General features: G+C 68.9%; 23 protein-coding genes, 1 tRNA gene and 1 pseudogene. 8 read left to right on the forward strand and 17 right to left on the reverse strand.

What is annotated here, in order from left to right:
* The first annotated feature begins 32 nt into the window (after positions 1-32).
* Together FFI97_RS18365 and FFI97_RS18370 are read left to right on the forward strand one after the other, a co-directional pair.
* Positions 33-1,031 carry a tripartite tricarboxylate transporter substrate binding protein gene (locus FFI97_RS18365; RefSeq protein ID WP_260685047.1) on the forward strand — a complete coding sequence of 333 codons (999 nt, stop codon included), beginning with the start codon at positions 33-35 and terminating at the stop codon, positions 1,029-1,031.
* Positions 1,028-2,230, forward strand: a complete 1,203-nt coding sequence (locus FFI97_RS18370) for a M20 aminoacylase family protein (RefSeq protein WP_139703151.1) — start codon at positions 1,028-1,030, stop codon at positions 2,228-2,230. The genes FFI97_RS18365 and FFI97_RS18370 overlap by 4 nt, the downstream gene beginning before the upstream one ends.
* 33 nt (positions 2,231-2,263) lie before the next feature.
* Here the strand turns inward: FFI97_RS18370 and FFI97_RS18375 are convergent, their stop codons facing one another.
* The 10 genes from FFI97_RS18375 to yaaA all read right to left on the reverse strand — a co-directional run bounded on the left by FFI97_RS18375 (position 2,264) and on the right by yaaA (position 11,674).
* On the reverse strand, positions 2,264-2,974 hold the full coding sequence (locus FFI97_RS18375; protein WP_139703153.1) for an arylmalonate decarboxylase: 711 nt from the start codon (positions 2,972-2,974) through the stop codon (positions 2,264-2,266).
* Position 2,975: 1 nt separating this feature from the next.
* Positions 2,976-3,983, reverse strand: a complete 1,008-nt coding sequence (locus FFI97_RS18380) for a Bug family tripartite tricarboxylate transporter substrate binding protein (protein ID WP_139703157.1) — start codon at positions 3,981-3,983, stop codon at positions 2,976-2,978.
* Between the two features lie 76 nt (positions 3,984-4,059).
* Positions 4,060-5,214 carry a mandelate racemase/muconate lactonizing enzyme family protein gene (locus FFI97_RS18385; RefSeq protein ID WP_139703161.1) on the reverse strand — a complete coding sequence of 385 codons (1,155 nt, stop codon included), beginning with the start codon at positions 5,212-5,214 and terminating at the stop codon, positions 4,060-4,062.
* 115 nt (positions 5,215-5,329) lie between these two features.
* Positions 5,330-6,217 carry a LysR family transcriptional regulator gene (locus FFI97_RS18390; protein WP_139703165.1) on the reverse strand — a complete coding sequence of 296 codons (888 nt, stop codon included), beginning with the start codon at positions 6,215-6,217 and terminating at the stop codon, positions 5,330-5,332.
* 13 nt (positions 6,218-6,230) lie between these two features.
* Entirely contained in the window at positions 6,231-7,121 is an 891-nt protein-coding gene (locus FFI97_RS18395; protein WP_139703170.1) for a LysR substrate-binding domain-containing protein, read from the reverse strand.
* A 95-nt stretch (positions 7,122-7,216) separates the two neighbouring features.
* A complete protein-coding gene (locus FFI97_RS18400) occupies positions 7,217-8,122 on the reverse strand; it encodes an SDR family NAD(P)-dependent oxidoreductase (RefSeq protein ID WP_139703175.1) in 906 nt (301 codons plus the stop codon).
* Between the two features lie 142 nt (positions 8,123-8,264).
* Entirely contained in the window at positions 8,265-9,134 is an 870-nt protein-coding gene (queF, locus tag FFI97_RS18405) for an NADPH-dependent 7-cyano-7-deazaguanine reductase QueF (RefSeq protein ID WP_139703179.1), read from the reverse strand.
* Positions 9,131-10,030: an alpha/beta fold hydrolase gene (locus FFI97_RS18410; RefSeq protein ID WP_139703184.1), complete on the reverse strand. Its 900-nt coding sequence runs from the start codon at positions 10,028-10,030 to the stop codon at positions 9,131-9,133. Before FFI97_RS18410 ends, queF begins: the two co-directional genes overlap by 4 nt.
* A 19-nt stretch (positions 10,031-10,049) precedes the next feature.
* Positions 10,050-10,892, reverse strand: coding sequence for a 2OG-Fe(II) oxygenase (locus FFI97_RS18415; RefSeq protein WP_139703189.1), 843 nt, complete (start codon positions 10,890-10,892; stop codon positions 10,050-10,052).
* Positions 10,892-11,674 (reverse strand): peroxide stress protein YaaA, encoded by a 783-nt coding sequence (yaaA, locus tag FFI97_RS18420; RefSeq protein WP_139703195.1) that lies wholly within the window; start codon positions 11,672-11,674, stop codon positions 10,892-10,894. Before yaaA ends, FFI97_RS18415 begins: the two co-directional genes overlap by 1 nt.
* A 105-nt stretch (positions 11,675-11,779) precedes the next feature.
* On the opposite strand from yaaA, the gene FFI97_RS18425 reads away from it, so the two are divergent.
* Together FFI97_RS18425 and galU are read left to right on the forward strand one after the other, a co-directional pair.
* Entirely contained in the window at positions 11,780-14,650 is a 2,871-nt protein-coding gene (locus FFI97_RS18425; protein ID WP_139703199.1) for a valine--tRNA ligase, read from the forward strand.
* 103 nt (positions 14,651-14,753) lie between these two features.
* Entirely contained in the window at positions 14,754-15,647 is an 894-nt protein-coding gene (galU, locus tag FFI97_RS18430) for a UTP--glucose-1-phosphate uridylyltransferase GalU (protein WP_139703203.1), read from the forward strand.
* Positions 15,648-15,714: 67 nt separating this feature from the next.
* On the opposite strand, the gene FFI97_RS18435 is transcribed toward galU, so the two are convergent.
* The 3 genes from FFI97_RS18435 to cysM form a co-directional block, all read right to left on the reverse strand.
* On the reverse strand, positions 15,715-15,942 hold the full coding sequence (locus FFI97_RS18435; protein WP_056572272.1) for a sulfurtransferase TusA family protein: 228 nt from the start codon (positions 15,940-15,942) through the stop codon (positions 15,715-15,717).
* Positions 15,932-16,507, reverse strand: coding sequence for an NUDIX domain-containing protein (locus tag FFI97_RS18440; RefSeq protein ID WP_056572274.1), 576 nt, complete (start codon positions 16,505-16,507; stop codon positions 15,932-15,934). Before FFI97_RS18440 ends, FFI97_RS18435 begins: the two co-directional genes overlap by 11 nt.
* Positions 16,508-16,572: 65 nt before the next feature.
* Positions 16,573-17,475, reverse strand: a complete 903-nt coding sequence (cysM, locus tag FFI97_RS18445) for a cysteine synthase CysM (RefSeq protein WP_095746540.1) — start codon at positions 17,473-17,475, stop codon at positions 16,573-16,575.
* 41 nt (positions 17,476-17,516) lie between these two features.
* Here cysM and FFI97_RS18450 point away from each other — a divergent pair.
* Positions 17,517-17,601 (forward strand) — tRNA-Leu (locus FFI97_RS18450).
* Between the two features lie 104 nt (positions 17,602-17,705).
* Here the strand turns inward: FFI97_RS18450 and FFI97_RS18455 are convergent.
* From FFI97_RS18455 to FFI97_RS18465, 3 genes and pseudogenes are all read right to left on the reverse strand, one after another.
* A complete protein-coding gene (locus FFI97_RS18455; RefSeq protein WP_139703209.1) occupies positions 17,706-18,155 on the reverse strand; it encodes a GAF domain-containing protein in 450 nt (149 codons plus the stop codon).
* Positions 18,156-18,240: 85 nt separating this feature from the next.
* Complete coding sequence (locus FFI97_RS18460; protein ID WP_139703215.1) at positions 18,241-18,663, reverse strand: RidA family protein; 423 nt, start codon at positions 18,661-18,663, stop codon at positions 18,241-18,243.
* Positions 18,664-18,676: 13 nt separating this feature from the next.
* A pseudogene (locus FFI97_RS18465) lies at positions 18,677-19,611 on the reverse strand (SDR family oxidoreductase).
* Between the two features lie 74 nt (positions 19,612-19,685).
* On the opposite strand from FFI97_RS18465, the gene FFI97_RS18470 reads away from it, so the two are divergent.
* Positions 19,686-20,750, forward strand: coding sequence for a CDP-6-deoxy-delta-3,4-glucoseen reductase (locus tag FFI97_RS18470; protein ID WP_062482994.1), 1,065 nt, complete (start codon positions 19,686-19,688; stop codon positions 20,748-20,750).
* 35 nt (positions 20,751-20,785) lie between these two features.
* Positions 20,786-21,763 (forward strand): Bug family tripartite tricarboxylate transporter substrate binding protein, encoded by a 978-nt coding sequence (locus FFI97_RS18475; protein WP_139703226.1) that lies wholly within the window; start codon positions 20,786-20,788, stop codon positions 21,761-21,763.
* Here FFI97_RS18475 and FFI97_RS18480 read toward each other — a convergent pair.
* Positions 21,735-22,511, reverse strand: a complete 777-nt coding sequence (locus tag FFI97_RS18480) for a Crp/Fnr family transcriptional regulator (protein WP_095746547.1) — start codon at positions 22,509-22,511, stop codon at positions 21,735-21,737. The genes FFI97_RS18475 and FFI97_RS18480 overlap by 29 nt on opposite strands.
* Before the next feature lie 155 nt (positions 22,512-22,666).
* Here FFI97_RS18480 and FFI97_RS18485 point away from each other — a divergent pair, with 155 nt between their 5' ends.
* A complete protein-coding gene (locus FFI97_RS18485) occupies positions 22,667-24,862 on the forward strand; it encodes a xanthine dehydrogenase family protein molybdopterin-binding subunit (RefSeq protein WP_139703232.1) in 2,196 nt (731 codons plus the stop codon).
* Positions 24,863-24,867: the final 5 nt, after the last annotated feature.

Raw genomic sequence — 24,867 nt, forward strand, 5'->3', positions numbered from 1 at the left:
TCCCGTCCCGTCCTGCTCCGTCCTGTCATGAGGTGTCTTCCTTGATCCGCTTCTGCCTGAAAGCCTCGCTGCTCGCCCTGTGCAGCGCCACCACCCTGCTGGCGGCCCCTGCCGCCGGCGCGGCCTGCGTGTCCAGACCCGTCACGCTGATGGTGCCCTACCCGGCCGGCGGCCTGTCCGACGTGATCGCGCGCTCCATCCACCTGTCGCTGTCGAAACAGCTGGGCCAGCCGGTGCTGGTCGAGAACCTCGGCGGCGCCGGCGGTGCGATCGCGGCGCAGAAGGTGCTGGCGGCACCGGCCGACGGGCACATGGTGTTCCTGGGGTCGCCCAATGAAGTGATCCTCACGCCGCTCGCCAATGCCGCCGTGAAGCTGCGCCACGACCAGTTCCGCCTGCTCGGCCCCGTGACCTTCAACCCGATGGTGCTGCTGGCGCGCAAGGACCTGCCGGCGCAGTCCATCGACGAACTGATCACCCTCGCCCGCACGCCCGGCGGCAAGCCGCTGAGCTACGGCAGCGTGGGGTACGGCTCGCTGTACCACTTCGCGGGCGAAGACCTGTCGACGCGCGTGGGCGCCGCCATGCTGCACGTTCCCTACAAGGGCGGCGCGCCGCTGCTGCAGGACATGGGCGCGGGCCTCGTGGACTTCACGATGATGCCGTGGGCCACGATGTACCGCGGGCTGGCCGACCAGGGACGCCTGAAGATCCTCGGCTGGGTCGGGCCGCGCCGCGAGAAGTTCGCCCCCGAAGCCCCGGCCTTTGCCGAAGGCAAGCTGCTCAAGGACTTCGAGTACAGCACCTGGGCCGGCCTGATGGTGCGCAAGGAAACACCGGACGCCACGGCCGTCTGCCTGCACCAGGCGCTCACGACCACGCTGGAACAGCCCGAGGTGCAACAGGCGATCCTGTCGACCGGCTCCATGCCGGCCGCTGCGCGCACGCTCAACGAATCGGCCAAGCAGTTCGCGGCCGAGGCCGCGCGCTTCCAGGCCCTGGCCAAACGCATCAACCTGCAACCCCAATGACCGACACGCCACACGACACCCGCGCGGTGCGCGACTGGGCCGAGGCGCACGCCGGCGCCTACACCGCCGTGCGCCGCCAGATCCATCGCCACCCCGAACTGGGCTTCGAGGAGTTCCAGACCAGCGCGCTGGTCGCCGACCGGCTCGAAGCCTGGGGCTACCAGGTGGACCGCGGCATCGGCGGCACCGGCTTCGTCGCCCAGCTGAAGCTGGGCGACAGCCCGCGCCGCCTGGGCATCCGCGCGGAGATGGATGCGCTGCCGATGACCGAGCTTGCGCAGATTCCGCACGCCAGCCAGCGGCCCGGCGTGATGCACGCCTGCGGGCACGACGGCCACACCACGATGCTGCTGTTCGCGGCGCAGTACATCGCCGAGCAGCGGCGCTTCGACGGCACGCTGAACCTGATCTTCCAGCCGGCCGAGGAAGGCCTGAACGGTGCCTCGCGCATGATGCAGGAGGGCCTGTTCACGCGCTATCCCTGCGACGCGGTGTTCGCCATGCACAACATGCCCGGCCTGCCGGCAGGGCAGCTGTTGTTCCGCGAGGGCGCGCAGATGGCCTCGGGCGACACGGTGGTCATCACGCTCACCGGCCGCGGCGGCCATGGCGCCATGCCGCACCTGGCGACCGACCCCACGGTGGCCGCCGCCAGCATCGTGATGGCGCTGCAGACGGTGGTGTCACGCAATACCGACCCGCTGCATGCGGTGGTGGTCACGGTGGGCGTGCTGCAGGCCGGCACGGCCAGCAACGTGATTCCGGAGACGGCGCTGCTGAAGCTCACGGTGCGCGCGCTGGACCGCGACGCACGCGACCTGGCCGAAGCCCGCATCCGCGCCCTGGTGCATGCCCAGGCCCAGAGCTTCGGACTGGAAGCCGAGGTGGACTACCAGCGCGGCTACCCGGTGCTGGTCAACACGCCTTCCGAGACCGCGTTCGCGCGCACGGTGGCACGCAACCTCGTGGGCCCGCAGGGCATGGTCGAGACCGGGCCGCCCGTGATGGCCAGCGAAGATTTCGCCTTCATGCTCGAAGAGGTGCCGGGGTGCTATTTCTTCATCGGCAACGGCACGCACATCCGCGAAGGCGGCTGCAGCGTGCACAACCCTCACTACGACTTCAACGACCATCTGCTGCCGGTCGGTGCCGCCTACTGGGCGAGCCTGGTGGAGCAGTACCTGCCGAAGGCCGGCTGACCGGGCCTTCGTGCACGCAAGGAAAGGCGGGGTTCAGCCGAACAGCCGCCCCTGCCCCGGCGAGCGCGCATCGAGCCCGGCGGTGCGCACAAGGTCCCAGAAGCCCGCGGGCGAGCTGGACACCACGGGCACCCGCAGGCGCGCCTCGACCTCGCGCACCGCATCGAGCGTGACGAGGCCGCCGCACGAGATGAGGAGGCCGTCGGCACCGGGCTGGTCTTCGAACACCTTCAGGCACAGGTCGACCAGCACCTCGGTCGACACCTGGCCCACGGCCTGCACGTCGGAGATGGCCAGGCCTTCGAGTGCGAGCGGTTCGAAGTCGCTCTGTTCGAGGTAGGTGCGCAGCTGCGTGTTGACCTCGTCGATGTAGGCGGTGGCGACGGCCACGCGCCGCACTTTCAGGTGGCGCAGGCCCGCAAGGATGGCGTCGCTCATCGTCGTGCAGGGCAGGCCCGTGGCCTGTTCCATCTCGCGCTTCAGCTGGCGGGTGAAGGCGAGGCCGCGAAAGAAGCTCAGCGAGGTGCCCATGAGGGAGACGGCGCTCGCGCCTTCCGCCTTGAGTTCCAGCGCCTTGCCGATGACCGAGTCGATCACCTCGGTGTAGCCGCGCGTGGAGATTTCGCCGAGGCCCAGGCCTTTGGCGCTGAAGCGGATGCGGTCGCCGTAGAGCAGCGGGCCGTCGACCGGCACGGCGCCGGCTGCGGGCGGAACGATGAGGCCGAGATGGGGCTGTTGTGTCACCTCAGTTGCCCTCCGCCACGATGCGCTGGTCCGTGATGATGCGTTTCCATCGCGTCGTTTCCTCCGCCATGTCCTTGCCCAGCTGCGCCGGCGTGGCGTAGGCGCGCAGCGTGCCCTGCGCGGCGGCGGCCGTGCCCGTCTCGGGCATGTCGAGCACGGTCTTCACGGCGGCCGAGAGCTTGTCGACCACGTCGTTGGGCGTGCCCGCCGGCGCGAGCATGAAGATACGCGGCGCGACGTCGAAGCCCGGCAGCGCCTCGGCCAGCGGCGCGACGCTTTCGGCGCCTTCGAGCTTGGCGTTGTTCAGCAGCGCCAGCGCGCGCAGCTTGCCGGCCTTCGACTGCGCCATGGCGGCGGTGGCGCTCACCACGCCCAGCGGCACCTGGCCGCCGACCACGTCGGGCACGATCTGCGCCGCGCCCCGGTACGGCACATGCACCACGAACGCGCCCGTGGATTGCTTGAGCATCTCGAAGCCCAGGTGCTGCACGGTGCCGACACCCGACGACGCGTAGGAGTAGCGGCCCGGGTGCGCCTTGAGTTCCTTGACGAGTTCGGCGGGCGTCTTCGCGGGAAAGTCGTTGCCCGCGACGATCATCAGCGGCGACACGAAGGCACCGGCCACGGGCTTGAAGCTGGTCAGCGGATCGATCGCGATCTTCGGCTGCAGCAGCTTGGCGATGAGCAAGGCGCTGTCGCCTATCATCAGCGTGTAGCCGTCGGGCGGCGCCTTGGCGACGAGGTCGGCCGCGATGAGGCCGGTGGCGCCGGTGCGGTTTTCGACCAGCACCTGCTGGCCCAGCACGGCGGGCAGGCGCGCGCTGAGCATGCGCGCGACCGCGTCGACACCGCCGCCGGCCGAGTAGCCGACGACGATGCGGATGGGCTTGTCGGGAAACTTCTGCGCCCACGCGGCGGGTGCGGCGGCCAGCAGGCCGGCCAGGGCGAGGGCGGCCTGCAGGGCATGCCGGCGCGATGGCCGCATGGCGTCTGTTCTTCTGTCGTTCATCTTGTCTCCGTGGTGGTCGGGATGCGCCGGCCGTCTGCGCGGCCTGGTCGTGGTCGGAAGTGTCGTCGGGTGGCGCTCAGGCCTTGCCTTTCCCGTGCGAGGTCGGCAGCTTCGCGAGTTCGCGCACGCGCTCGGCGTTGGGCGTGAAGCCCAGCCCCGGCGCCTCGGGCAGCGTGAGCCAGCCCTGGTCGGGCACGGGCAGGCCGTCGAAGATCTGCTTGAGCATCTGCACCGCGACGTAGTGGTACTCGACCAGCCCGCCGTTGGACACGCCCGCGTGCAGGTGCATGTTGTGGAAGGGCCAGGCGCCGCCGTTGTCGATGGGCACGTTGAAGGCCGCGGCCATGCCCGCGATCTTCAGGCACTGCGAGTAGCCGCCCGAGATGGTCACGTTGGGCTGCAGCACGTCGGCCGCCTGGTTCACCAGCAGGTCGCGAAAGCGGAAGGCCAGGCCCTCGTTCTGCCCGCAGGCCAGCGGAATGCGCGTGCGTGCGCGCAGCTGGGCCATCTGGCGCACGTCGTTCTGCGTGAGCGGCTCCTCGAAGAAGCTGATGCCGTAGGGCTCGATGCGCTGCGCGAGCTCGGTGGCGTGGAACAGGTCGAGGCCGCAGTTGGCATCGACGTACAGCTTCACGTCGGGGCCCACGGCCTCGCGCACGGCGGCCACGCGGCGCACGTCTTCGGCAATGACTTCGTCGAGCGGACGCGGCTCGTCGCGGCGCGCCAGCGCGTGGTTGCCCACGGTCATCTTCAGGCGCTGGAAGCCCTGCGACACCCACAGCTTGGCGGCGGCGGCGAGCTGGTCGCGCTCGAAGAAGCCGAAGCCGAAGGTGGCGTACACCGGCACCTTGGCGCGCGCGCCGCCGAACAGGCGCCACAGCGGCTGGCCCAATGCCTTGCCCTTCAGGTCCCACAGCGCGATGTCGAGCGCGGCGATGGTGTGGCTCGCGTAGCCGGTCTGGCCGCGCGGCGAGAGCAGCCAGTAGAGCTTCTCCCACAGGCGCTCGGTGGCCATCGGGTCTTCGCCGATCAGCGCGGGGCCGGCCACTTCGCGCACGGCGGCGGCGATGATTTCTTCTTCGGTGATGGCCGTCATGCCGTGGCCGACGAGGCCGGTGTCGGTCTCGATCTCGGTGAGGCACAGCGACAGCGAGGTCTGCTTGTTCAGGCCGACCACGTCGATGGTCACGGGAATGTTCAGCGGCGTGGCGCTGACGCGGATGATCTTCAAGGGTGTCTCCTTTGGTGTGCCCGCATCTTTGCGCGAGGGCCGCAGGAGAACAATTCGTTTTTGGCGAGTTCGAGCCTTCGCGCGACGCGAAGGCTCGCCGCCCGGGCGTCCCGGATCAGTCGGGCCGGCCGAGGTGTTCGAGCACCGAGCGCGCGGCGGCCGTGAGCTCCTGCTGGCGGCGCACGCACAGCAGGTGGCGGCGCAGCGCCCAGGGCGCGTCGAGCTTGAGGCAGCGCAGCTTGAGGATCTGCAGCTGCGGCAGGATGGCCGCATAGGGCAGCACGCCGATGCCCACGCCCTGCTCCACCATGCGGCAGACCATGTCGAAGCTGCCCACCTGCATGCGCACCTTGAGCGGCACCTGGGCCTCGAGCGCGGCGGCCAGCAGCACGCGGTGCAGCGCCGTGCCTTCGCGCACCACGATATGGTCGTGGCGCAGCACCTCCTGCACGTCGATGCGCTTGCGGCGCGCCAGCGGGTGGTCGCGCGCGACCACCACGGCCAGCTCGTCGGTGCGGTAGGGCAGGCATTCGAGGCCGTCGGCGGGCGTCTGGCCCTCGATCACGCCGATGTCGGCCAGGCCGGCCTGCACGGCCTTCACCACCTCAGTGCTGGCGCGCTCCTGCAGGTCGATCTTGAGCACCGGGTGCAGGCGCAGGAACGAGCCGATCTGCGCCGGCAAAAACTGCGCGATGGTCGAGGCGTTGGCCGTGATGCTGACCACGCCCGCCACGCCGTTCTGGAAATCGTCGAGCTCGGCGCCCAGCCGGTCCATGGCCGACAGCACGGCGCGCGCATGCAGGAGAAGCCCATGGCCGGCCGAGGTGAGCGTGACGCCGCGCGCATGGCGCACCAAGAGCGGCAGCCGGGCACGGGCTTCAAGATCGGAGATGCGCTTGCTCGCGGCAGCCAGCGCGATGTGGCAGCGCTTGGCGCCTTCGCTGATGCTGCCGTGGTCGGACACGGCCACGAACAGGCGCAGCGACTTCAGGTTGGCGGACATGACCGGTCGGTTCTCAGGCGAGGACGAGGTGATCGAACAGCTCGCGCGCGGAGGCCGGCAACTGTTCGCGGTTGCGCGCGATGAGCTTGAGTTCGCGCTCGGCCCAGGCGTCGCTGAGTGCCACGGTCGAGATGCGCATCGCCATCGACAGCCGGTGCGCCGACGACGACGGCAGCACGCCGACGCCCACGCCCGCTTCGATCATCAGGCAGATGGCCTCGAAGCTGCTCACCTGGATGCGCGGGTTGAAGCCGCGCCCTGCGAGTTCGGCGCGGCGCTGCAGAAAGCGGTGGATCGCGCTGCCGTGGTGCAGGCCCACGTGCTGCTCGTCGAGCGTGTCGGCAAAGGCCACCGACGATGCACCTGCCAGCGGGTGCGTGGGCGGCACCACCAGCACGAGCTGGTTGCGACCGAAGGGGCGCGCATCGAACTCGCCGGTGTGCACGTCGCCCGCGAGGATGCCGATGTCGGCCTCGCCGTCGGCCACGGCGCGCACGATTTCTTCGCTCAGGTACTCGCGCAGATCGACCTGCACGGCCGGGTGCTGCGTGAGAAAGCCCGCGAGTTTTTGCGGCAGGTACTCGGTGATCGAGGTGGTGTTGGCGAACACGCGCACATGGCCCTTGATGCCCTTGCCGAAGTCCTGCATGTCGCAGCGCAGGTGCTCCATCTGCTGCATCACGCGCTTGGCGTGGTACAGCACGGCCTGCCCCGCGGCCGTGAGGCTCACCCCCTGTGCACTGCGGTGCAGCAGCTTGCCGCCCACCGCCTCTTCCATCTGCTTGATGCGCGTGGAGGCGGCGGCCAGCGAGATGCAGGCCTTCTCGGCGCCGCGCGTGAGGCTGCGCGCGTCCGCCACGTAGACGAACAGTTTCAGGTCGAACAGGTCGAAGTGCAGGTTCACCGGGCGGGCACGAAGGAAGCGGGAGGAACGCGCATTGTCCGGCGAACGGCGTCGCCTGCAGCCGCTTGCGGGTTTGTCCTCATGCCCTCATGTCTTCAGACCGGGTCCCAGCTGAACACGTCGGCCGAGCGGTCCAGCGGGAAGAAACTGGCGCGCATCGCGGGCATGGCGTGCTCGGCGATGCTCTCGGGCGTCCAGCCTTCCGAGCGGTGGATGGAGCGCACCGGACGCGGCTGGCTGATGAGCGAAATCTCGTTGTTGCGCACCGAGAAAATCTGCCCGTTCACGGCCGCTGCCGCGTCGCTCGCCAGGTACACCGCGAGCGGCGCCACCTTGGCGGGCGTCATCTGCTTGATCTTGTCGACGCGGGCGCGCTGCTCGTCGGTGTCGGTGGGAATCGCGCCGATCATGCGGCTCCACGCGAAGGGCGCGATGCAGTTGGAGCGCACGTTGAACTTGAGCATGTCCAGCGCGATGGACTTCGACAGCGCCGCGATGCCGAGCTTGGCCGCCGCGTAGTTGGCCTGGCCGAAGTTGCCGATCAGGCCCGAGGTGGAGGTCATGTGCACCAGCGCGCCCGAGTTCTGTTCCTTGAAATGCGTCGCGGCCGCGCGGCTCACGAAGTAGGCGCCGTACAGGTGCACCTTGATCACCGCGTCCCACTCGTCGACCGACATCTTGTGGAAGAACCGGTCGCGCAGGATGCCCGCGTTGTTCACCACCGCTTCGATGCGCCCGAAGCTGTCGACCGCACATTCCACGATGCGCCCCGCGCTGGCGGCATCGGCCACGCTGTCGGTGTTGGGCACGGCCTCGCCACCTGCCGCGCGGATTTCCTCGACCACCTGCTGCGCCGGCCCGGCACTGCCGCCGGCGCCGTCGAGCCCCGCACCGATGTCGTTGACCACCACCTTCGCGCCGTGCCGCGCCATCGCGAGCGCAATGTCGCGCCCGATGCCGCCGCCCGCGCCGGTGACGACGATCACTTTGCCTTCAACCATGTGTCTTGCCTCTGCTTCGGATGTTCGTTCGCCCGCGGACTCGCGGGGGAATTTCAGAATGCCACAGGGGCCGGCCTGCGAGTTCAGGAATTCCGAAGAGGGGCTTAAGCCGCGGCTGCGCGCGACAGCCCGCGGGTGGCCGTTACTGCCGCGCCGTACGAATGTTCGCCGGCAGCGCCTGCGGCCAGCTCGTGCGGAACGGGTTGATGTCCAGCCCGCCGCGCCGCGTGTAGCGCGCGTACACCGCGAGCTTGGTCGGCTGGCACTGGCGCCAGATGTCCGTGAACATGCGTTCGGCGCAGGGCTCGTGGAACTCGTTGTGGTTGCGAAAGCTCACGATGTACGCCAGCAGGCCCGCCTGGTCGATGGGCGGGCCGCTGTAGCGGATCTGCACGCTGCCCCAGTCGGGCTGGCCGGTGACGAGGCAGTTGCTCTTGAGCAGGCGGCTGGTGAGGGTCTCGTTCACGTGCACCTGCGTCGTGTCGCTGCTCAGCAGCTCGGGCGCGGGCTGGTAGTGGGTGCATTCGATGTCGAGGCGGTCGAGGTCCAGGCCGTCGATCTCGTGCACCGGTTCGCGGTCGAAGAGGTCGGGCGTGAGCAGCTTCACGCCGATGCCGGCCGACTGGTCGCTGCCGCGCCATGCGGCTTCGGCGAGGTCGGTGCGCAGGTGCTCGCGCACGGCATCGATGCTGGCGAAGGTGCTGTTGTTGAAGCTGTTGAGGTACAGCTTGAACGACTTGCTCTCGATGATGTTGGGCGTTTCGCAGGGAATGGTGAAGTGCGCGATGGCCACCTGCGGCTTGCCGCGCGGGTTCAGCCAGCTCAGCTCGAAGGCGGTCCAGAGGTCGGCGCCGAAGAAGGGCAAGGCGCCGGCCTGGATGCCCATGGCTTCGCGTTGCGTGGTGCGTGCGATGGGGAACAGCAGCGACGGGTCGTACTTGTCGGCGTAGGCCGAGGCGCGGCCGAGCTGCGATTGCTCGGGAGTGTTCGGGTTGGTCGGGTCGTGGCTCATGGGGCGGTTCCGGCATCCGCCGCGTGTGCGAACGGAGCGATGTGGTTGGCGAGGATCGTGCAGACCTCGGGCGGCAGGTCGTGGCCCATGCCGGGCACGGCGATGAAGGTCGCGCCCGGAATGCGCTGCGCCGAATCGCGGCCGCAGGCGATGGGCACGAGCGCGTCGGCGTCGCCGTGCAGCACCAGCGTCGGACGCTGGATGCGCGCCAACACCTGCGGGCGGTCGTCGTCGGCGCCGATGGCGAGCATCTGGCGTATCAGGCCGGCCGGGTGGTAGGCGCGGCGCATGCTGAAGGTGAGGCGCGCGGCCAGTTGCTCGTCGGTCTGCGGGTAGGCCGGGCTCTGGATGAGCCGCAGCAGCTTGATGCTGTGCGCGACCAGCGCGGCCTCGTCGTGGCTGCGCGGGCGCCGCATGAGCATGGCCCCGACCTCGCGGCGCGGGCCCGGCAGGCCGCGCGCGCCGCTGGAGCTCATGATGCTCACGAGGCTGGCGGTGCGCCCGGGCGCGGTGGCGGCGATGCGCTGCGCGATCATGCCGCCCATCGAAGCGCCGACGATGTGGGCGCGGGCAATGCCCAGCGCGTCGAGCACGCCGAGCGAATCGAGCGCCATGTCCTGCAGCGTGTAGGCGCTGCGCACCTTCAGGCCGATGCGGTGGCGGATGGTTTCCCACACGAGGTTGCCGGTGCCGAGGTGGTCGAAGCCCTGGCTCAGGCCGATGTCGCGGTTGTCGTGGCGCACCACGCGAAAGCCCGCATCGACCAGCTGCTGCACGAAGCCGTCGGGCCACGCGACCAGCTGCATGCCCAGCCCCATGATCAGCAGGATGACGGGGCGCCCTTCACCGCCGGTGTCGTCGACTTCGATCTGCAGGCCGTTGGCGGTGACTTTCATCGGTTCCCTGTTTTTCTTTTCACTTGAACTCGCGCTCGCGCAGCCACTTGGTGGCGACCCATTTCTCGCCCGCGAGCACCGGCGCGCCGCCGTGCAGCGTGCGGGTGGCGGGGTCGGGCCGGTCATAGCTGAAGAAGACGCCGGTGCCGCGCACCGGGGCCACTTCGAGCCCAATGTCGGGGAAGGTGGTGGCGCCGCCCTGCTCAGGCTCCTGCAGGTACATCACGAGCGTGGCCACGCGCTGGCCGCCGCGCTTGAGGATGGTGGGCGTGCCGGGCTCGTGCGGGTCGAAGTAGTCGTAGTGCGGGCGGTACTGCGCGCCGGGCGCGTAGCGCAGGATCTGCAGGCCCTCGCCGTACTCGAGCGGCCAGCGCAGCAGCATGGCCAGGCGCTGTTCGAGGCGCGCGACGATCTCGTTCTCGCCACGCTCGAAGAACATGCCGTCGCTGGTGCGATCGACGTTGAGCACCTCGCCGCCGGTGCGGGTCTCGACGGTGAGCGAGCGGGCCAGCCGCACGCGCGCGGCGGCGATCAGGCCTTCGCATTCCTCGGCCGACAGCAGGTTGCCGAACACGACGACGCGCGGATGCCGCACGGTCTGCAGCACCTGCACGCGGCGGTCGCCGGCGTCGAGGTACAGCGGCGCGCCGTCCAGGTCGGGGCCGGGCATCTCGGTGCGGGCCGGCGCCAGGGCCGCCTCGACATCGGGGAAACCTGCCTCCAGCTGGGCCAGTGCGAGGTCGGTGGCGGCATCCTGCCAGCCGGCCGCCCGCATCGACATGCGCAACGCGGGCACCGAATGGCCGGCCGCGAGCTGGGCCACCAGCCATTCGCGCAATTCCGGACTGATCGCTTGGGACATCAGACTTTCCTTCTGAACACCAGCCTTTCGGCTGTCGACACATCGGCGTCGAAACCATAACCCTCGAGGTCGAATTTTTCCAGCGCCTTGGGCGTGGCCGCCTGGTGCAGCACGGCCCAGCGCGCCAGCAGGCCGCGAGCGCGCTTGGCGAAGAAGCTCACGATCTTGTACCTGTCGCCCTTCCACTCCTGGAACACGCATTCGACCACGCGCGCCTTGAGCACCTTCTGGTCGACCGACTTGAAGTACTCCTGCGAGGCGACGTTGACGACGACCGGCGTGCGGTCGGCCGCCAGGCGCTCGTTCAGGTGCTCGGCGATGCGCGAGCCCCAGAAGGCGTACAGGTCCTTGCCGTGGCGGTTGGCCAGCGCGGTGCCCATTTCGAGCCGGTAGGGCTGCAGGCGGTCCAGCGGGCGCAGCAGGCCGTACAGGCCGCTGAGGATGCCCACGTGGTCCTGGGCCCAGGCGAGCTGGGCGGGCGTGAGGCTGCGGGCGTCGAAACCGCCGTAGACGTCGCCGTCGAAGGCGAAGGCCGCCTGGCGGGCGTTCTTGTCGGTGCTCTTGGACGACCAGGCGGCGTAGCGGGCCACGTTGAGGGCCGAGAGCTTGTCCGACAGGTGCATCAGCTCGGCGATGTCCTGGGGCGACTTCTCGCGCAAGAGCTTGATGAGTTCGACCGAGGGGCCGCGCGGGGCTTCGAAATGGGGCTGGGTGGCGGGGGTTTCGGAGGGGACGGGGGTGTCGTAGTCGAGCGACTTCGCGGGGGAAAGCAGGAACAGCATCAGCTGATTATGTGGGGCTGGGGTTTCCCCGAGCCGCCCCGGTAAAATCCCGGGCAATCCCACCCTGTCACCAACGGCACCCGAGGGTGCCGTTTTGCATTCCCCATGAGCGAACCTACCTCCCAGCCCGGCCTCGAGAGCCTGTCCAAATCGTTCGAACCCGCCGCCATCGAGGCGCACTGGGGCCCGGAATGGGAGCAGCGCGGCTACGCCAAGGCGGGCTTCCGCGGCACGCAGCAGCCCAAGGAAGGCGCCGAGTCGTTCGCGATCCAGCTGCCGCCGCCCAACGTCACGGGCACGCTGCACATGGGCCATGCGTTCAACCAGACGATCATGGACAGCCTCACGCGCTACCACCGCATGAAGGGCGCCAACACGCTGTGGGTGCCGGGCACCGACCACGCGGGCATCGCCACCCAGATCGTGGTGGAGCGCCAGCTGCAGGAGCAGAAGGTCAGCCGCCACGACCTGGGCCGCAAGAACTTCGTGGCGCGCGTGTGGGAGTGGAAGGAAAAGTCGGGCAGCACCATCACCGAGCAGATGCGCCGCATGGGCGACACGGTCGACTGGAGCCGCGAGTACTTCACGATGGACGACGACTTGTCCAAGGTGGTCACGCACACCTTCGTGAAGCTGTATGAAGAAGGCCTGATCTACCGCGGCAAACGCCTGGGCAACTGGGACCCGGTGCTCAAGACCTCGGTGAGCGACCTCGAAGTCGAGAGCGAAGAAGAAGACGGCTCGCTCTGGCACATCGCCTACCCGCTGGAAGACGGCAGCGGCACGCTCACGGTGGCCACCACGCGCCCCGAGACCATGCTCGGCGACACGGCCGTGATGGTCCACCCCGAAGACGAGCGCTACAAGCACCTGATCGGCCAGCGCGTGAAGCTGCCGCTGGTGGACCGGCTGATTCCCATCATTGCCGACGACTACGTCGACAAGGAATTCGGCACCGGCGTGGTCAAGGTCACGCCCGCGCACGACTACAACGACTATGCCGTCGGCCAGCGCCACAAGCTCGAGGTGATCGGCATCCTCACGCTCGACGCGACCATCAACGACAACGCGCCCGAAAAATACCGCGGCCTGGACCGCTTCGTGGCGCGCAAGGCCATCGTGGCCGACCTCGAGGCGCTGGGCCTGCTGGTCGAGGTGAAGAAGCATCGCCTCATGGTGCCGCGCTGCGCGCGCTCGGGCGCCGTGGTCGAGCCGATGCTCACCGACCAGTGGTACGTGGCCATGACGCGCCCCGGCGCCGACGGCCAGTCGATCGCGCAGAAGGCCATCGACGTGGTGAAGTCGGGCGAGGTGCGCTTCGTGCCCGAGAACTGGGTCAACACCTACAACCACTGGATGGAGAACATCCAGGACTGGACGATTTCGCGCCAGCTCTGGTGGGGCCACCAGATTCCGGCCTGGTACGACGAAGACGGCAAGGTGTACGTGGCCGAGACCGAAGCCGAGGCGCAGGCCAAAGCACCGGGCAAGACGCTCACGCGCGACGAAGACGTGCTCGACACCTGGTACTCGTCGGCGCTGGTGCCCTTCTCGTCGCTGGGCTGGCCCGAGAAGACGCAGGACCTGGCGCTGTACCTGCCCTCGACCGTGCTCGTGACGGGCTACGACATCATCTTCTTCTGGGTCGCCCGGATGATCATGATGACCAAGCACTTCATGGGCACTGTGCCGTTCAAGGACGTGTACATCCACGGCCTGGTGCGCGACGCCCAGGGCAAGAAGATGAGCAAGTCGGAAGGCAACGTGCTCGACCCGGTCGACCTGATCGACGGCATCGAATTGCCCGCGCTGCTCGACAAGCGCACGCAAGGCCTGCGCAAGCCCGAGACCGCACCGGCGGTGCGCAAGAACACGCAGAAGGAATTCCCCGAGGGCATTCCGGCCTTCGGCGCCGATGCGCTGCGCTTCACCTTCGCTTCGCTGGCTTCGCTCGGCCGCAGCATCAACTTCGACTCGAAGCGCTGCGAGGGCTATCGCAACTTCTGCAACAAGCTGTGGAACGCCACGCGCTTCGTGCTGATGAACTGCGAAGGTCAGGACTGCGGCCTGCTGGAGCACACGAAGGAAGACTGCCAGGTCGGCGGCAAGGCGCACGGCTACCTGAAGTTCAGCCGCGCCGACTTCTGGATCGTCTCGCAGCTGCAGCGCGTCGAAGCCGAAGTGGCCAAGGGCTTCGAGGAATACCGCCTGGACAACGTGGCCAACGCGATCTACCAGTTCGCCTGGGACGAGTTCTGCGACTGGTACCTCGAGATTGCCAAGGTGCAGATCCAGACCGGCGACGATGCGCAGAAACGCGCCACGCGCCGCACGCTGATCCGCGTGCTCGAGGCGCTGCTGCGCCTGGCGCACCCGATCATCCCGTTCATCACCGAGGAGCTGTGGCAGAAGGTGTCGAAGGTCGCGGGCCGCGAAGGCGCGTCGATCATGATCGCGGCCTATCCGCAGAGCCAGCCCGAGAAGATCGACGAGGCCGCCGAGGCGCATGTCGCGCGCCTGAAGGCGCTGGTCGATGCCTGCCGCACGCTGCGCGGCGAGATGAACGTGTCGCCCGCCACGCGCCTGCCGCTGTACGCGGTGGCCGACGACGCCGAGGGCGCGGCCTTCCTGCGCGACGCGGCCCCGGTGCTGCAGGCGCTGGCCAAGCTCAAGGAAGTGAAGGTGTTCGACGACGAGGCCTCGTGGCAGGCCGCCGCCGAAGCGGCGCCCGTGGCGGTGGTGGGCGCGGCGCGCCTGTGCCTGCACATGGAGATCGACAAGGCGGCCGAGAAGCTGCGCATCGGCAAGGAAATTGCACGCATCGAGGGCGAGATCGCCAAGGTGCACGGCAAGCTCGGCAACGAGGCCTTCGTGGCCAAGGCGCCGCCCGCCGTGATCGAACAGGAGCGCACGCGCCTGGTCGATTTCACCGCCACGCTGGAGCGCCTGCGCGACCAGCTTGTGCGCCTCGGCTGACAGACGCGGCCCGGGTGGGGGACTAGGATTTGGTCATCGGCTTCGCGCCGGAACCACCCTCATCCCTGTCCTTTTCCCTGCATCCAACGACACTGAACCGCCCATGTCCACTTCTTCCCCGACGCGCATCCGCAAGGCCGTATTCCCTGTTGCAGGCTTCGGCACCCGCTTTCTGCCGGCCACCAAGGCCCAGCCGAAGGAAATGCTGCCAGTCGTCGACAAGCCGCTGATCCAGTACGCCGTCGAAGAAGCCTATGCCGCGGGCATCCGCGACATGATTTTTGTGACCGGGCGCAACAAGCGCGCGATCGAAGACCACTACGACACCGCCTACGAGCTCGAAAGCCAGCTCGAAGCCAGCGGCAAGGACGCACTCCTTGAAATCGCCCGTTCGGTGTCGCCCGACGACATGACCTGCTCCTACGTGCGCCAGCCGCGCATGCTGGGCCTGGGCCACGCCGTGCTGTGCGCCGAGCACCTGGTGGGCAACGAACCCTTCGCCGTGCTGCTGGCGGACGACCTGATGGTCGGCCCCGTCGATGGCCAGCCGGTGCTGGCGCAAATGACCGAAGTCTTCGCGCGCCTGGGCGCCTCGGTGCTGGCCGTGCAGGAAGTGCCGCTGGAGCACGTCAAGCGCTACGGCATCGTGGCCGGCGAGAACGTGGAAGACGGCCTCGTGAAGGTCAACCGCATGGTCGAGAAGCCCAAGCCCGAAGACGCGCCCTCGCGCCTGGGCGTGGCCGGCCGCTACATCCTCACGCCCGGCGTGTTCGACGAGATCCGCAACCAGCCCAAGGGCGCGGGTGGCGAGATCCAGTTGACCGACGGCATCGCGGCGCTGATGAAGAAGGAATCGGTCTACGCCTACTCGTACAAGGGCATCCGCTACGACTGCGGCAGCAAGGAAGGCTTCCTGCAGGCGTCGGTGGAACTGGCGCTGGCGCACCCCGAAGTGGGCGCGCAGTTCCGCGAGTACCTCAAGAGCCTGAAGCTCTGAGGGCGCTGCAAAGCACTGAAAACAAAAAGGGGCCGCGAGGCCCCTTTTCTTTTGTCGGTTGCCGACGTCAGCGTCGCTTCAGCACGTGGATGAAGTCGCTGCCCACGGTCTCCTGCGCCACCAGTTCGTTGCCGGTCTGGCGCGCAAAGGCCTGGAAGTCGCGCACCGAGCCCGGGTCGGTCGACACCACCTTCAGCAGCTGGCCGCTCGCCATGTCGTTGAGCGATTTCTTCGCCTTCAGGATCGGCAGCGGGCAGTTGAGGCCGCGCGTGTCGATTTCGCGGTCAACTTGCATTGCCAGGCTCCGGTGGCAGGTTCAGGCCGCGGCGACGCTCTTCGTTTTCCGCCGCAGTGAAGAACACCGGCTCGTGGCCGCGCGTGCGCAGCCAGTCGGCCAGCGCATAGCCGGTGCCGGCCGGCCAGCACCGCAGGTCGGGCAGGTCGTAGAGGCGGTAGTCCACCAGCTCGGGCGAGAGCTTCACCTCGCCGTCGGCCACCACGTGGTACGCGATGATGATCTGGTTCATGCGCTGGAAGTCGTAGGCCCCGACGAGCTTGGCGGCGCTGACGTCCAGGTTGGTCTCTTCCTTGACCTCGCGCGCGATGCCCTCCTCGGGCGTCTCGCCGGCCTCCATGAAGCCGGTGATGAGCGCGAACATCTTGCCCGGCCAGGCCGCATTGCGCGCCAGCAGCACCTGGCCGCGGTACTCGACGATGGCCGCCAGCACGGGCGTGGGGTTGTTCCAGTGCGTGTGGCCGCAGTTGGGGCAGCGCAGGCGTTCCTTGGGACCGCCGTCTTCCATCAACGCGATCCATTCGAGCGGGGTGGCGCAGGCCTGGCAGAACTTGGGGTGGGGCATGGGGAGTCTCTGTTCTTTTTCTCGGGCGTGCGGCGCCCCGTGGGCGCCGCCGCAGGGTGAAGGGGTCAGGCGGGGAAAACGCCCGTCGACAGGTAGCGGTCGCCGCGGTCGCAGACCACGAACACGATGGTCGCGTTCTCGACCTTCTTCGACACCTCGATGGCCGCCCACAGCGCGCCGGCCGCCGAAATGCCGCCGAAGATGCCCTCTTCGCGCGCCAGGCGCCGGCACATCTCCTCGGCGTCGTCCTGGCTCACGCTGATTTCTTCGTCGACGCGGCTCGGGTCGTAGATCTTCGGCAGGTACTCGACCGGCCACTTGCGGATGCCCGGAATGCGCGAGCCTTCGGCCGGCTGCGCACCGACGATGCGCACCGCCGGGTTCTTCTCCTTCAGGTAGCGCGAGACGCCGGTGATGGTGCCCGTGGTGCCCATGGCGCTCACGAAGTGCGTGATCTTGCCGTGCGTGTCGGTCCAGATCTCGGGGCCGGTGGTCTCGTAGTGGATGCGCGGGTTGTCGGGGTTGGCGAACTGGTCGAGCACGCGGCCCTTGCCCTGGGCGACCATCTGCTCGGCCAGGTCGCGCGCGTATTCCATGCCGCCGCTCTTGGGCGTGAGCACCAGCTCGGCGCCGAAGGCCTTCATGGTCTGGGCGCGTTCCACCGAGAGGTCCTCCGGCATGATCAGCACCATGCGGTAGCCCTTGATGGCCGCGGCCATCGCCAGCGCGATGCCGGTGTTGCCCGAGGTGGCCTCGATCAGCGTGTCGCCGGGCTTGATTTCACCGCGCTCCTCGGCCCGCTTGATCATCGACAGCGCCGGCCGGTCCTTGACCGAACCCGCCGGATTGTTGCCTTCGAGCTTGCCCAGGATCACGTTGCCGCGCTTGGCGTTTTCCGCGGCGTGGATGCGTTGCAGGGCAACCAGGGGGGTCTTGCCGATGGCGTCTTCGATCGTCGGATAATTCATGCCAGCCACTGTGCCATAATTTTGGGCTTCCTTCCGGATGTGCCCGGGTGGTGAAATTGGTAGACGCAGGGGACTCAAAATCCCCCACCGAAAGGTGTGCCGGTTCGATTCCGGCCCCGGGCACCATGAGACGACACCGTCTCACCCCCACATCAAGAAACCCGCTCGCTTCACTGGCGCAGCGGGTTTTTCTTTGCCTCGGGGGCTTTCGGGCCGGGCAGCGCCCCGCCCTAGCCAAGCACGTCGGCGAGCTTCACCTGAAGCGACAAGGCAGCCTGGTGCAGCAGCTCGAACTCGTCGTCCGGCAGCGGCACGGCCGTGAAGTTGAAGTGGCACAAGGTGCCGGCGACCGCGCCCGCGGGGTTCAAGAGCGGAACGCCGTGGTAGCTGATGGTGTAGTCCCGTCCGGGATGCGTGGCGAAGCGCTCGTCCACGCTCGAGTCGTCGGTGCGGAACCACCCGTCGCGCAGGACAAAGGGACAGATGCTCGCCTCGAAGGGCACGATGGCGATGTTCTCGGGGATCAGCTCGCCCTGCTTGTCGTACAGGTAGAGGCTCGTGACCAGGTCGGCGCGAATCCTGTAGATCCCGGTGTACCGATGCGGCACACGCGCGTTCAGGTAGGCGAGGACAGCCTGCGCGCCTTGATCGGCAAGCAACGCTTCAATCGTTTGGGGCATTCGTTTCGTCCGCTTCGCTTCGATCGGTTCGATCTGGAACCTGTGCCGCCATGGTACGCCCGGCCCCTGGGCATCCGCTTCGGTGTCAGCCCGCTTGCGCGGTCTTCAACGCCGCCACCGCACGAATCTCCACCCGCAGCGCCGGCCGCGCCAGCGCCGCCACGCCGAGGATCGTCCAGGCCGGGAAATCCCCGGTGATGTAGCGGTCCTTCACCTCGCGAAAGCCCGCCAGCTCGTGCTCGACGTCGACGTGGTAGCTCACGATCTCCACCAGGTCGGCGAAGCCGAGCCCCGCGCTTTCGAGCACCACGCCCAGCCGCCGGAAGGCCCAGTCGGCCTGTTCCGCGGCGCTCTCGGGCACGCTGCCGTCGGCACGCAGGCCGACCTGCCCCGCCACGAACAGCAGGCCGCCGGCCTTGACGCCAGGCGCGTACTTGAAGGTGTCGAAGACGGCGGTCGAGCCGAAGGTCGGATGGCCGTCGGGAATGCGCACGCTCTGTTTGTTCACGGGTTGCGTCCTTTCAGGCTTCGACAGGCTGCAGGCCGGTGTGCACCGTCGGATGCGCGAGCCGCACGCGCAGCTCGCGCTTGAGCCGCGTGTTGTCGAGCCGGCGCGATTCGCCCATGAAGCTCAGCAGTTGCAGCGGCAACTGCCGCTCGGCCTCGCCGCGCGCCACGCGCGGCGGGCGGGGCATGCCGTAGAGGTCGGCGGCCAGGTCGAAGTAGTCGCCCATGCGCAGCTCGGTGTCGTCCGACGCGTGCACCACGCGCTGGGGCTTGCCGCGGAACAGCGCCGCCACGCAGGCGCGCGCGAGGTCGTCGGCGTGGATGTGGCTGGTGTAGACGTCGTCCTCGCGGCGCAGCACGGGCGTGCCGCGCTCCAGGCGGCCGCGCGGCGTGCCGTTCTCGCGATCGGGCGCGTAGATGCCCGGGATGCGCAGGATGCTGGTGCGCACGCCGGTGCTGCGGCCGAACCAGCGCACGGCGCGCTCGGCATCGACGCGCCGGTGGGAGCGCGGGGTGTCGGGCCGCACGCCACGCGTTTCGCTCACGCGCGCGCCGCCGCAGTCGCCGTACACGCCGCTGGTGGAGCCGTAGACCAGCGCCGAGGGCAGCGAGCGCAGCCGCAGCGCCTGCGCCAGCGACACGGTGCGCTGGTCGCGCCACCAGGCCGCGCCGCCCTCGCGCGCGGGCGGCGCCAGGTGCACCACGCGGGTGGCGATGCCTGCCAGGCGGCGCAGGGTGGCGCGGTCGTCCAGGTTGCCCACCAGGGGCCGGATGCCCGCCGCGCGCAGCGCGCGACGCGGTCGGCCGAGGACGTGAGCGCCACCAGCTGCATGCGCCCGCGCAGGTTGCGCGCCACGCGCTGGCCGACGTCGCCGCAGCCGACGATCAGCAGGCGCTCGCGCCGGAACCGGGCCGGCAGTGCGCCGGAGGGACTATTGATTGAAGGCAAAATCCGGGTTTCCTGTCTCAATTCAGTTGTCCCGGCCGCATGCAGCCGGGAAAGTTCACCCCCGAAGAATACCGATGACTGCTACAGCGCCGCACGAAGCGGGCTTTTCCATCACCGTCGAGCCCAGCGGGCGCCACTTCGTGGTCCAGGGCGACGAAACCATCCTCGCGGCCGGCATCCGCCAAGGCATCGGCCTCCCCTACGGTTGCAAGGACGGCGCCTGCGGTTCCTGCAAGTGCAAGAAGCTGTCGGGCGAGGTCACGCTCGGCCCGCACCAGAGCAAGGCGCTGAGCGCCGAAGAACAGCTGGCCGGCTACGTGCTGACCTGCTGCGCCCACCCGACGAGCGACGTGGTGCTCGAGTCGCGCCAGGTCACCGAGGCCGGCGCGCTGCCGATCCGCAAGATGCCGGTGCGCGTGATGGCGCTCACGCGCCAGTCGCACGACGTGATGATGCTGCGCCTGCAGCTGCCGGCCGGCGAGCCGCTGCAGTTCTACGCCGGCCAGTACGTGGAGTTCATCCTGCGCGACGGCGCGCGCCGCAGCTACTCGATGGCCAATGCGCCGCACACGGTGGCCGTGCCGGGCACGGGCCTGGAGCTGCACCTGCGCCACCTGCCGGGCGGCAAGTTCACCGACCATGTCTTCGGCGCGATGAAGGAAAAAGAGATCCTGCGCATCGAAGGCCCGTTCGGCAGCTTCTTCCTGCGCGAAGACTCCGACAAGCCGATGATCCTGCTGGCCTCGGGCACGGGCTTCGCACCGATCAAGGCGCTGCTCGAGCACATGAAGTTCAAGGGCATCGAGCGGCCCGCCGCGATCTACTGGGGCGGGCGCCGCCCCGAAGACCTGTACATGGACGCCTGGCTGCGCGAGCAGCTGGCCGCGATGCCGAACCTGCGCTACGTGCCCGTGGTGTCGAACGCCACGCCCGAAGACAACTGGACCGGCCGCACGGGCTTCGTCCACCAGGCGGTGCTGGAAGACTTCACCGACCTGTCGGGCCACCAGGTGTATGCCTGCGGCGCGCCGATCGTGGTCGACTCGGCCAAGCGCGACTATGTGGCGCTCGCGGGCCTGCCCGAAGAAGAATTCTTCGCCGACGCCTTCACCACCGAAGCCGACAAGGCCCTGCCCTGAGCCTTCGCGTTCCCCTTTCCTTTCCGCAGAACAACATGAAGACGAGACACTTCCTCCTGACCCTGATCGCCAGCGCCGCCGTGCTCGGCACTGGCCACGCCGCAGCCCAGCAGCACCGCCCGATCCGCCTCGTCGTGCCCTACGCGGCCGGCGGCCCGATCGACAACACGGCGCGCATCCTGGCCGAGCAGGTGAAGGACACGCTGGGCGGCCCCGTCATCATCGACAACAAGCCCGGCGCGGGCGGCAACATCGGTGCCGACTTCGTCGCCAAGGCGCCGGCCGACGGCCTCACCATCGGCATCGCGGCCACAGCCACGAACGCGGTGAACCCGTGGCTGTACAGCAAGATGCCGTTCAACGCGGCGACCGACTTCGCGCCGATCACGCAGATGGTGCGCGTGCCCAACGTGCTGGTGATGAACGCCGACACGGCCAACCGCCTGAACATCCGCACGCTGGCCGACCTGATCCGCTATGCCAAGGCCAACCCCGCCAAGCTCAACTACGCCAGCGGCGGCAACGGCAGCGCCGGCCACCTGGCGGGCGAGCTGTTCAAGAAGGAAGCGGGCATCTTCGCGGTGCACATTCCGTACAACGGCGGCAACCCGGCGCAGCTGGCGCTGCTGTCGGGCCAGGTCGACTTCAACTTCGACAACCTCGCCACGGCCGCGCCGAACATCCGCTCGGGCAAGCTGAAGGCGATCGCGGTCACGACGCTCAAGCGCAGCAGCGCCCTGCCCGACGTGCCGCCCGTGGCCGACACGCTCAAGGGCTTCTCGATCGACACCTGGTGGGGCCTGGTCGCACCGGCCGGCACGCCGCCCGAGGTGGTCGCGAAACTGAATCAGGCCTTCGTCGCCGCGCTGAACGCACCGGAAACGAAGACCCGCTTCGCCTCGATGCTGGCCGAGCCCGTCGGCAACTCGTCCGAGCAGTTCGGCAGCTTCATGAAGAGCGAACTCGCCAAGTACGAGAAGGTGGTCAAGGCCACCGGGGCGAAGGTGGACTGACGAGGTCGTCCAGGGGCGCCGCGGCCTGCGTGTCGGTGGCCGCGGCCACGGCCGCCGCCGCTTCGGCCGCCCCGCTCTGGTAGGTGCGCAGGCCCGCGAGGTCGAGCACTTCCACGCCGCCATGTTCGATGCGCAACAGGCCGTCGCGCTGCAGCGCATGCAGCGCGCGGTTGGCACGCTGGCGCGACACGGCCGACAAGAGGCCGATCTCGTCCTGGCTCAACCGCACGAAGCGGGTGGCGCGCGGATAGAGGATGGGGTCGAACAGGCTGGCCAGGCAACGCGCCACGCGCGCGTCGGGCCCGAGCAGGCGATCGAATTCCATGAGGCCGATGAACAGGCTCAGTCGCGCATTGATGTGTAACAACAGAAACCGATTGAAGTCGATGCTGGTGGACATCAGCCGCTCGAAGCTGTGCCGCGGCACGCAGGCCACGCGCGTGGGCCGCAGCGCCACGCCGTCGTAGCGCCAGCATCCGGGGGTGAGCAGCGAGCCTTCGCCACCCCAGCCGCCAGCGGTCACGCCGGTGAAGGTGGACACGCGCCCGTCGGGCAGCGACACCGACATCTTCATGAGGCCGTCGATCACGCCGATCCAGTGATCGGCCGGCTCGCCGCGCCGCACGACGAAGCCGCCGGCCGGCACCACGCGCTCGTGCGACTCCTGGACGACGCGGTCGAGTTCGTCGTCCGTGAGCGCGCGCGCCCACAAGCTCTCGCGAAGCATGTTCTCCAACGCGTTCGACATCGCGCCTCCTGCTGTCGTCCCTCGTGACATCGCATCGGCCGATCCGTCGCAGGCGCCGGTCGGCGGGGTCCGTAAGAAATGTCGTTGCAACGACATCTTCGGCGCGGCGATGGTGCCACAGTCATCCGCGTTCGCCAAACAACAAGGAGACAACGATGAAGCGTTCGAACAAGGACCCGCGTCCCGCGCGCGGGACGGACGACGGGGATGCGCACGGCCTGCGCCGGCGCGACGTGCTCGGCTACGCCACGGCCGCACCGCTGGCATCGGCGGCGGCCGGCATCGCGGGGCTCGGCGCCCTCACGGCGCCCGCCTCGGCAGTCGCTGCGCTGCTGCCCATGACCCCGCCCGACACCACCGACCTGATCGACATCGGCGACGCGGTCACGCTGACCTCGCTGCCGACCATGCCGCTGGTGAAGGTGACGAACACCGGCGACGGCCGCGTGCGCCTGGCGCTGCCACGCCTCGAAGTGGGCCAGGGCATCGCCACGGCCAGCGCCATGATGCTGGCCGACAAGCTGCGCCTGCCGCTGAGCGCGATCGAGGTCACGTCGGCCGACGCGAGCCCCGAGCTGATCTGGAACCAGCTCACGGGCGGCTCGTCGAGCGTGCGCTCGATGCACGCGGGCATGCCGGTGCTGGGCGGCCTCGGCGGCCTGCTCTCGGGCTCGACGCCCTCGGTGGTCGGCCAGCGCGTGACGCGGCTCGACGCGCTGGACATCGTCACCGGGCGCAAGAAGTTCACGCTCGACCAGGCGGTGCCCAATGCCAAGCCGACGATGGTGCGGCGCCCGCCGACCATCAACGGCAAGTTCGTCGGCATCAACAACCTGAACACGGTGATGGGCATGCCGGGCGTGATCGGCGTGGTGCCGATTCCCGCCACCAACGGCATCACGCCGACGCCGCCGGGCGTGGCAGTGATGGCCGAGACCTTCGGCCAGGCCTGGGCCGCGGTGAACGCACTCGACGTGACATGGGCCGCCGGACCGCTCGACGGCGAGTCGAACGCCACCATCATGCGCAAGCTGAAGTCGTCGCTGCTGCCCTTTGCGCTGCCGCCGCTGGGCGCGCTGACGGTCGAGGCCGAGTTCGAGTTCGCGCCGGCCGCGCACTGCCCGATGGAAGTCGAATGTGCGATTGCCGACGTGCGGCCCGATCGCGCAGAGATCTGGGCCGGGCTGCAGAGTCCCATCGTCACCCAGCAGGCGGTGGCCGCCGAGCTGGGCCTGCCGCTGAACAAGGTCGTCGTGCATGCGGTGCCCTCGGGCGGCTCCTTCGGGCGGCGCCTGTTCTGGGACCCGGTGCTGCAGGCGATCCAGGTGTCGAAGGCGCTGGGGCGCCCCTGCCGCCTGATGTACCACCGCACCGACGACATGCGCCACACGCGCATCCGCCCGCCGATCTACCAGAAGGCGCGCGCCACGATGCTGCTGGGCCAGGTCATCGCCTTCGAGCAGCGCATCGCCAGCGTGCGCCTGGACACGCGCCACGGCTTCGGCAACATGCTCGAGGCCGCAGCCATCGCGCTGCCCAACGCCTTCCCGCAGACGGTGGGCAACTTCGCGATCGAGCAGGTGATGTTCAAGACCATGGTGACCTCGCCGTACAACTTCGGCGTCACGACCAAGCTGCTGACGCCCGTGCCGATGGACATGAACACCTGCTCCTACCGCTCGGTGCACATCCAGCCCGCGCGGCTGGTGGAAGAGATCCTGGTCGACGAGATGGCCCGCGCCGCGCGCAAGGACCCGGTCGCCTTCCGGCTCGAGTACCTGCGCCTGCCGCGCGCCCGCGCGGTGCTGAAGGCCGTGGCCGAGGCCGCGCAGTGGGGCAAGGCGATGCCGGCGGGCTTTGCGCAGGGCGTGGCCGTGCACCAGGAGTCGAAGTCCTTCACGGCCTGCATCGTCGAGATCGACGCGCGCGTGCCGGCGCAGGCCCGCGTGGTGCGCGCGACCATCGCCATCGATGTCGGCACGCCGATCAACCCCTCGGGCATCGAGGCGCAGCTGCAGGGCGGCCTGTGCGAATCGATCGCGCTGGTGCTGTCGGCGGGGCTGCACATCCAGAACGGCCTGCCGCTGGAAGGCAGTTACTCGCAGTACCACTTCTCACGCATGAAGCACTACCCGAAGGACGTGAAGATCATCATCCTGCCGGCCAGCGGCGAGGCCATCGGCGGCCTGGGCGAGGTCGGGCTGTCGGCGAGCTCGGGTGCGATCGCCAACGCCTACGGGCGCGCCACCGGCATCAAGCCGCGCAGCTTCCCGCTGAACTTTCCGGTCGACTTCACGCCGATCCCGCCGGGCAAGCTGCCCACGCCCGTCAACGTTCCGATCCCCGCCTGAGGAGA

This window comes from Variovorax sp. KBS0712 (assembly GCF_006323185.2).
In the GTDB taxonomy this organism is placed as follows: domain Bacteria; phylum Pseudomonadota; class Gammaproteobacteria; order Burkholderiales; family Burkholderiaceae_C; genus Variovorax; species Variovorax boronicumulans.

Excerpts from the sequence above, each read along its gene's own strand:
- FFI97_RS18435 (WP_056572272.1), bottom strand. The coding sequence starts at position 15,942 with ATGCAAGTTGACCGCGAAATCGACACGCGCGGCCTCAACTGCCCGCTG.
- FFI97_RS18390 (WP_139703165.1), bottom strand. The coding sequence starts at position 6,217 with ATGTCCGCCAACCTGAAGTCGCTGCGCCTGTTCGTGGCCGTGTCCGAC.
- FFI97_RS18440 (WP_056572274.1), bottom strand. The coding sequence starts at position 16,507 with ATGCCCCACCCCAAGTTCTGCCAGGCCTGCGCCACCCCGCTCGAATGG.
- FFI97_RS18370 (WP_139703151.1), top strand. The coding sequence starts at position 1,028 with ATGACCGACACGCCACACGACACCCGCGCGGTGCGCGACTGGGCCGAG.
- FFI97_RS18415 (WP_139703189.1), bottom strand. The coding sequence starts at position 10,892 with ATGTCCCAAGCGATCAGTCCGGAATTGCGCGAATGGCTGGTGGCCCAG.
- FFI97_RS18380 (WP_139703157.1), bottom strand. The coding sequence starts at position 3,983 with ATGAACGACAGAAGAACAGACGCCATGCGGCCATCGCGCCGGCATGCC.
- queF (WP_139703179.1), bottom strand. The coding sequence starts at position 9,134 with ATGAGCCACGACCCGACCAACCCGAACACTCCCGAGCAATCGCAGCTC.
- FFI97_RS18425 (WP_139703199.1), top strand. The coding sequence starts at position 11,780 with ATGAGCGAACCTACCTCCCAGCCCGGCCTCGAGAGCCTGTCCAAATCG.
- FFI97_RS18470 (WP_062482994.1), top strand. The coding sequence starts at position 19,686 with ATGACTGCTACAGCGCCGCACGAAGCGGGCTTTTCCATCACCGTCGAG.
- FFI97_RS18480 (WP_095746547.1), bottom strand. The coding sequence starts at position 22,511 with ATGTCGAACGCGTTGGAGAACATGCTTCGCGAGAGCTTGTGGGCGCGC.
- FFI97_RS18485 (WP_139703232.1), top strand. The coding sequence starts at position 22,667 with ATGAAGCGTTCGAACAAGGACCCGCGTCCCGCGCGCGGGACGGACGAC.
- FFI97_RS18400 (WP_139703175.1), bottom strand. The coding sequence starts at position 8,122 with ATGGTTGAAGGCAAAGTGATCGTCGTCACCGGCGCGGGCGGCGGCATC.
- galU (WP_139703203.1), top strand. The coding sequence starts at position 14,754 with ATGTCCACTTCTTCCCCGACGCGCATCCGCAAGGCCGTATTCCCTGTT.
- FFI97_RS18410 (WP_139703184.1), bottom strand. The coding sequence starts at position 10,030 with ATGAAAGTCACCGCCAACGGCCTGCAGATCGAAGTCGACGACACCGGC.
- FFI97_RS18455 (WP_139703209.1), bottom strand. The coding sequence starts at position 18,155 with ATGCCCCAAACGATTGAAGCGTTGCTTGCCGATCAAGGCGCGCAGGCT.
- yaaA (WP_139703195.1), bottom strand. The coding sequence starts at position 11,674 with ATGCTGTTCCTGCTTTCCCCCGCGAAGTCGCTCGACTACGACACCCCC.
- FFI97_RS18475 (WP_139703226.1), top strand. The coding sequence starts at position 20,786 with ATGAAGACGAGACACTTCCTCCTGACCCTGATCGCCAGCGCCGCCGTG.
- cysM (WP_095746540.1), bottom strand. The coding sequence starts at position 17,475 with ATGAATTATCCGACGATCGAAGACGCCATCGGCAAGACCCCCCTGGTT.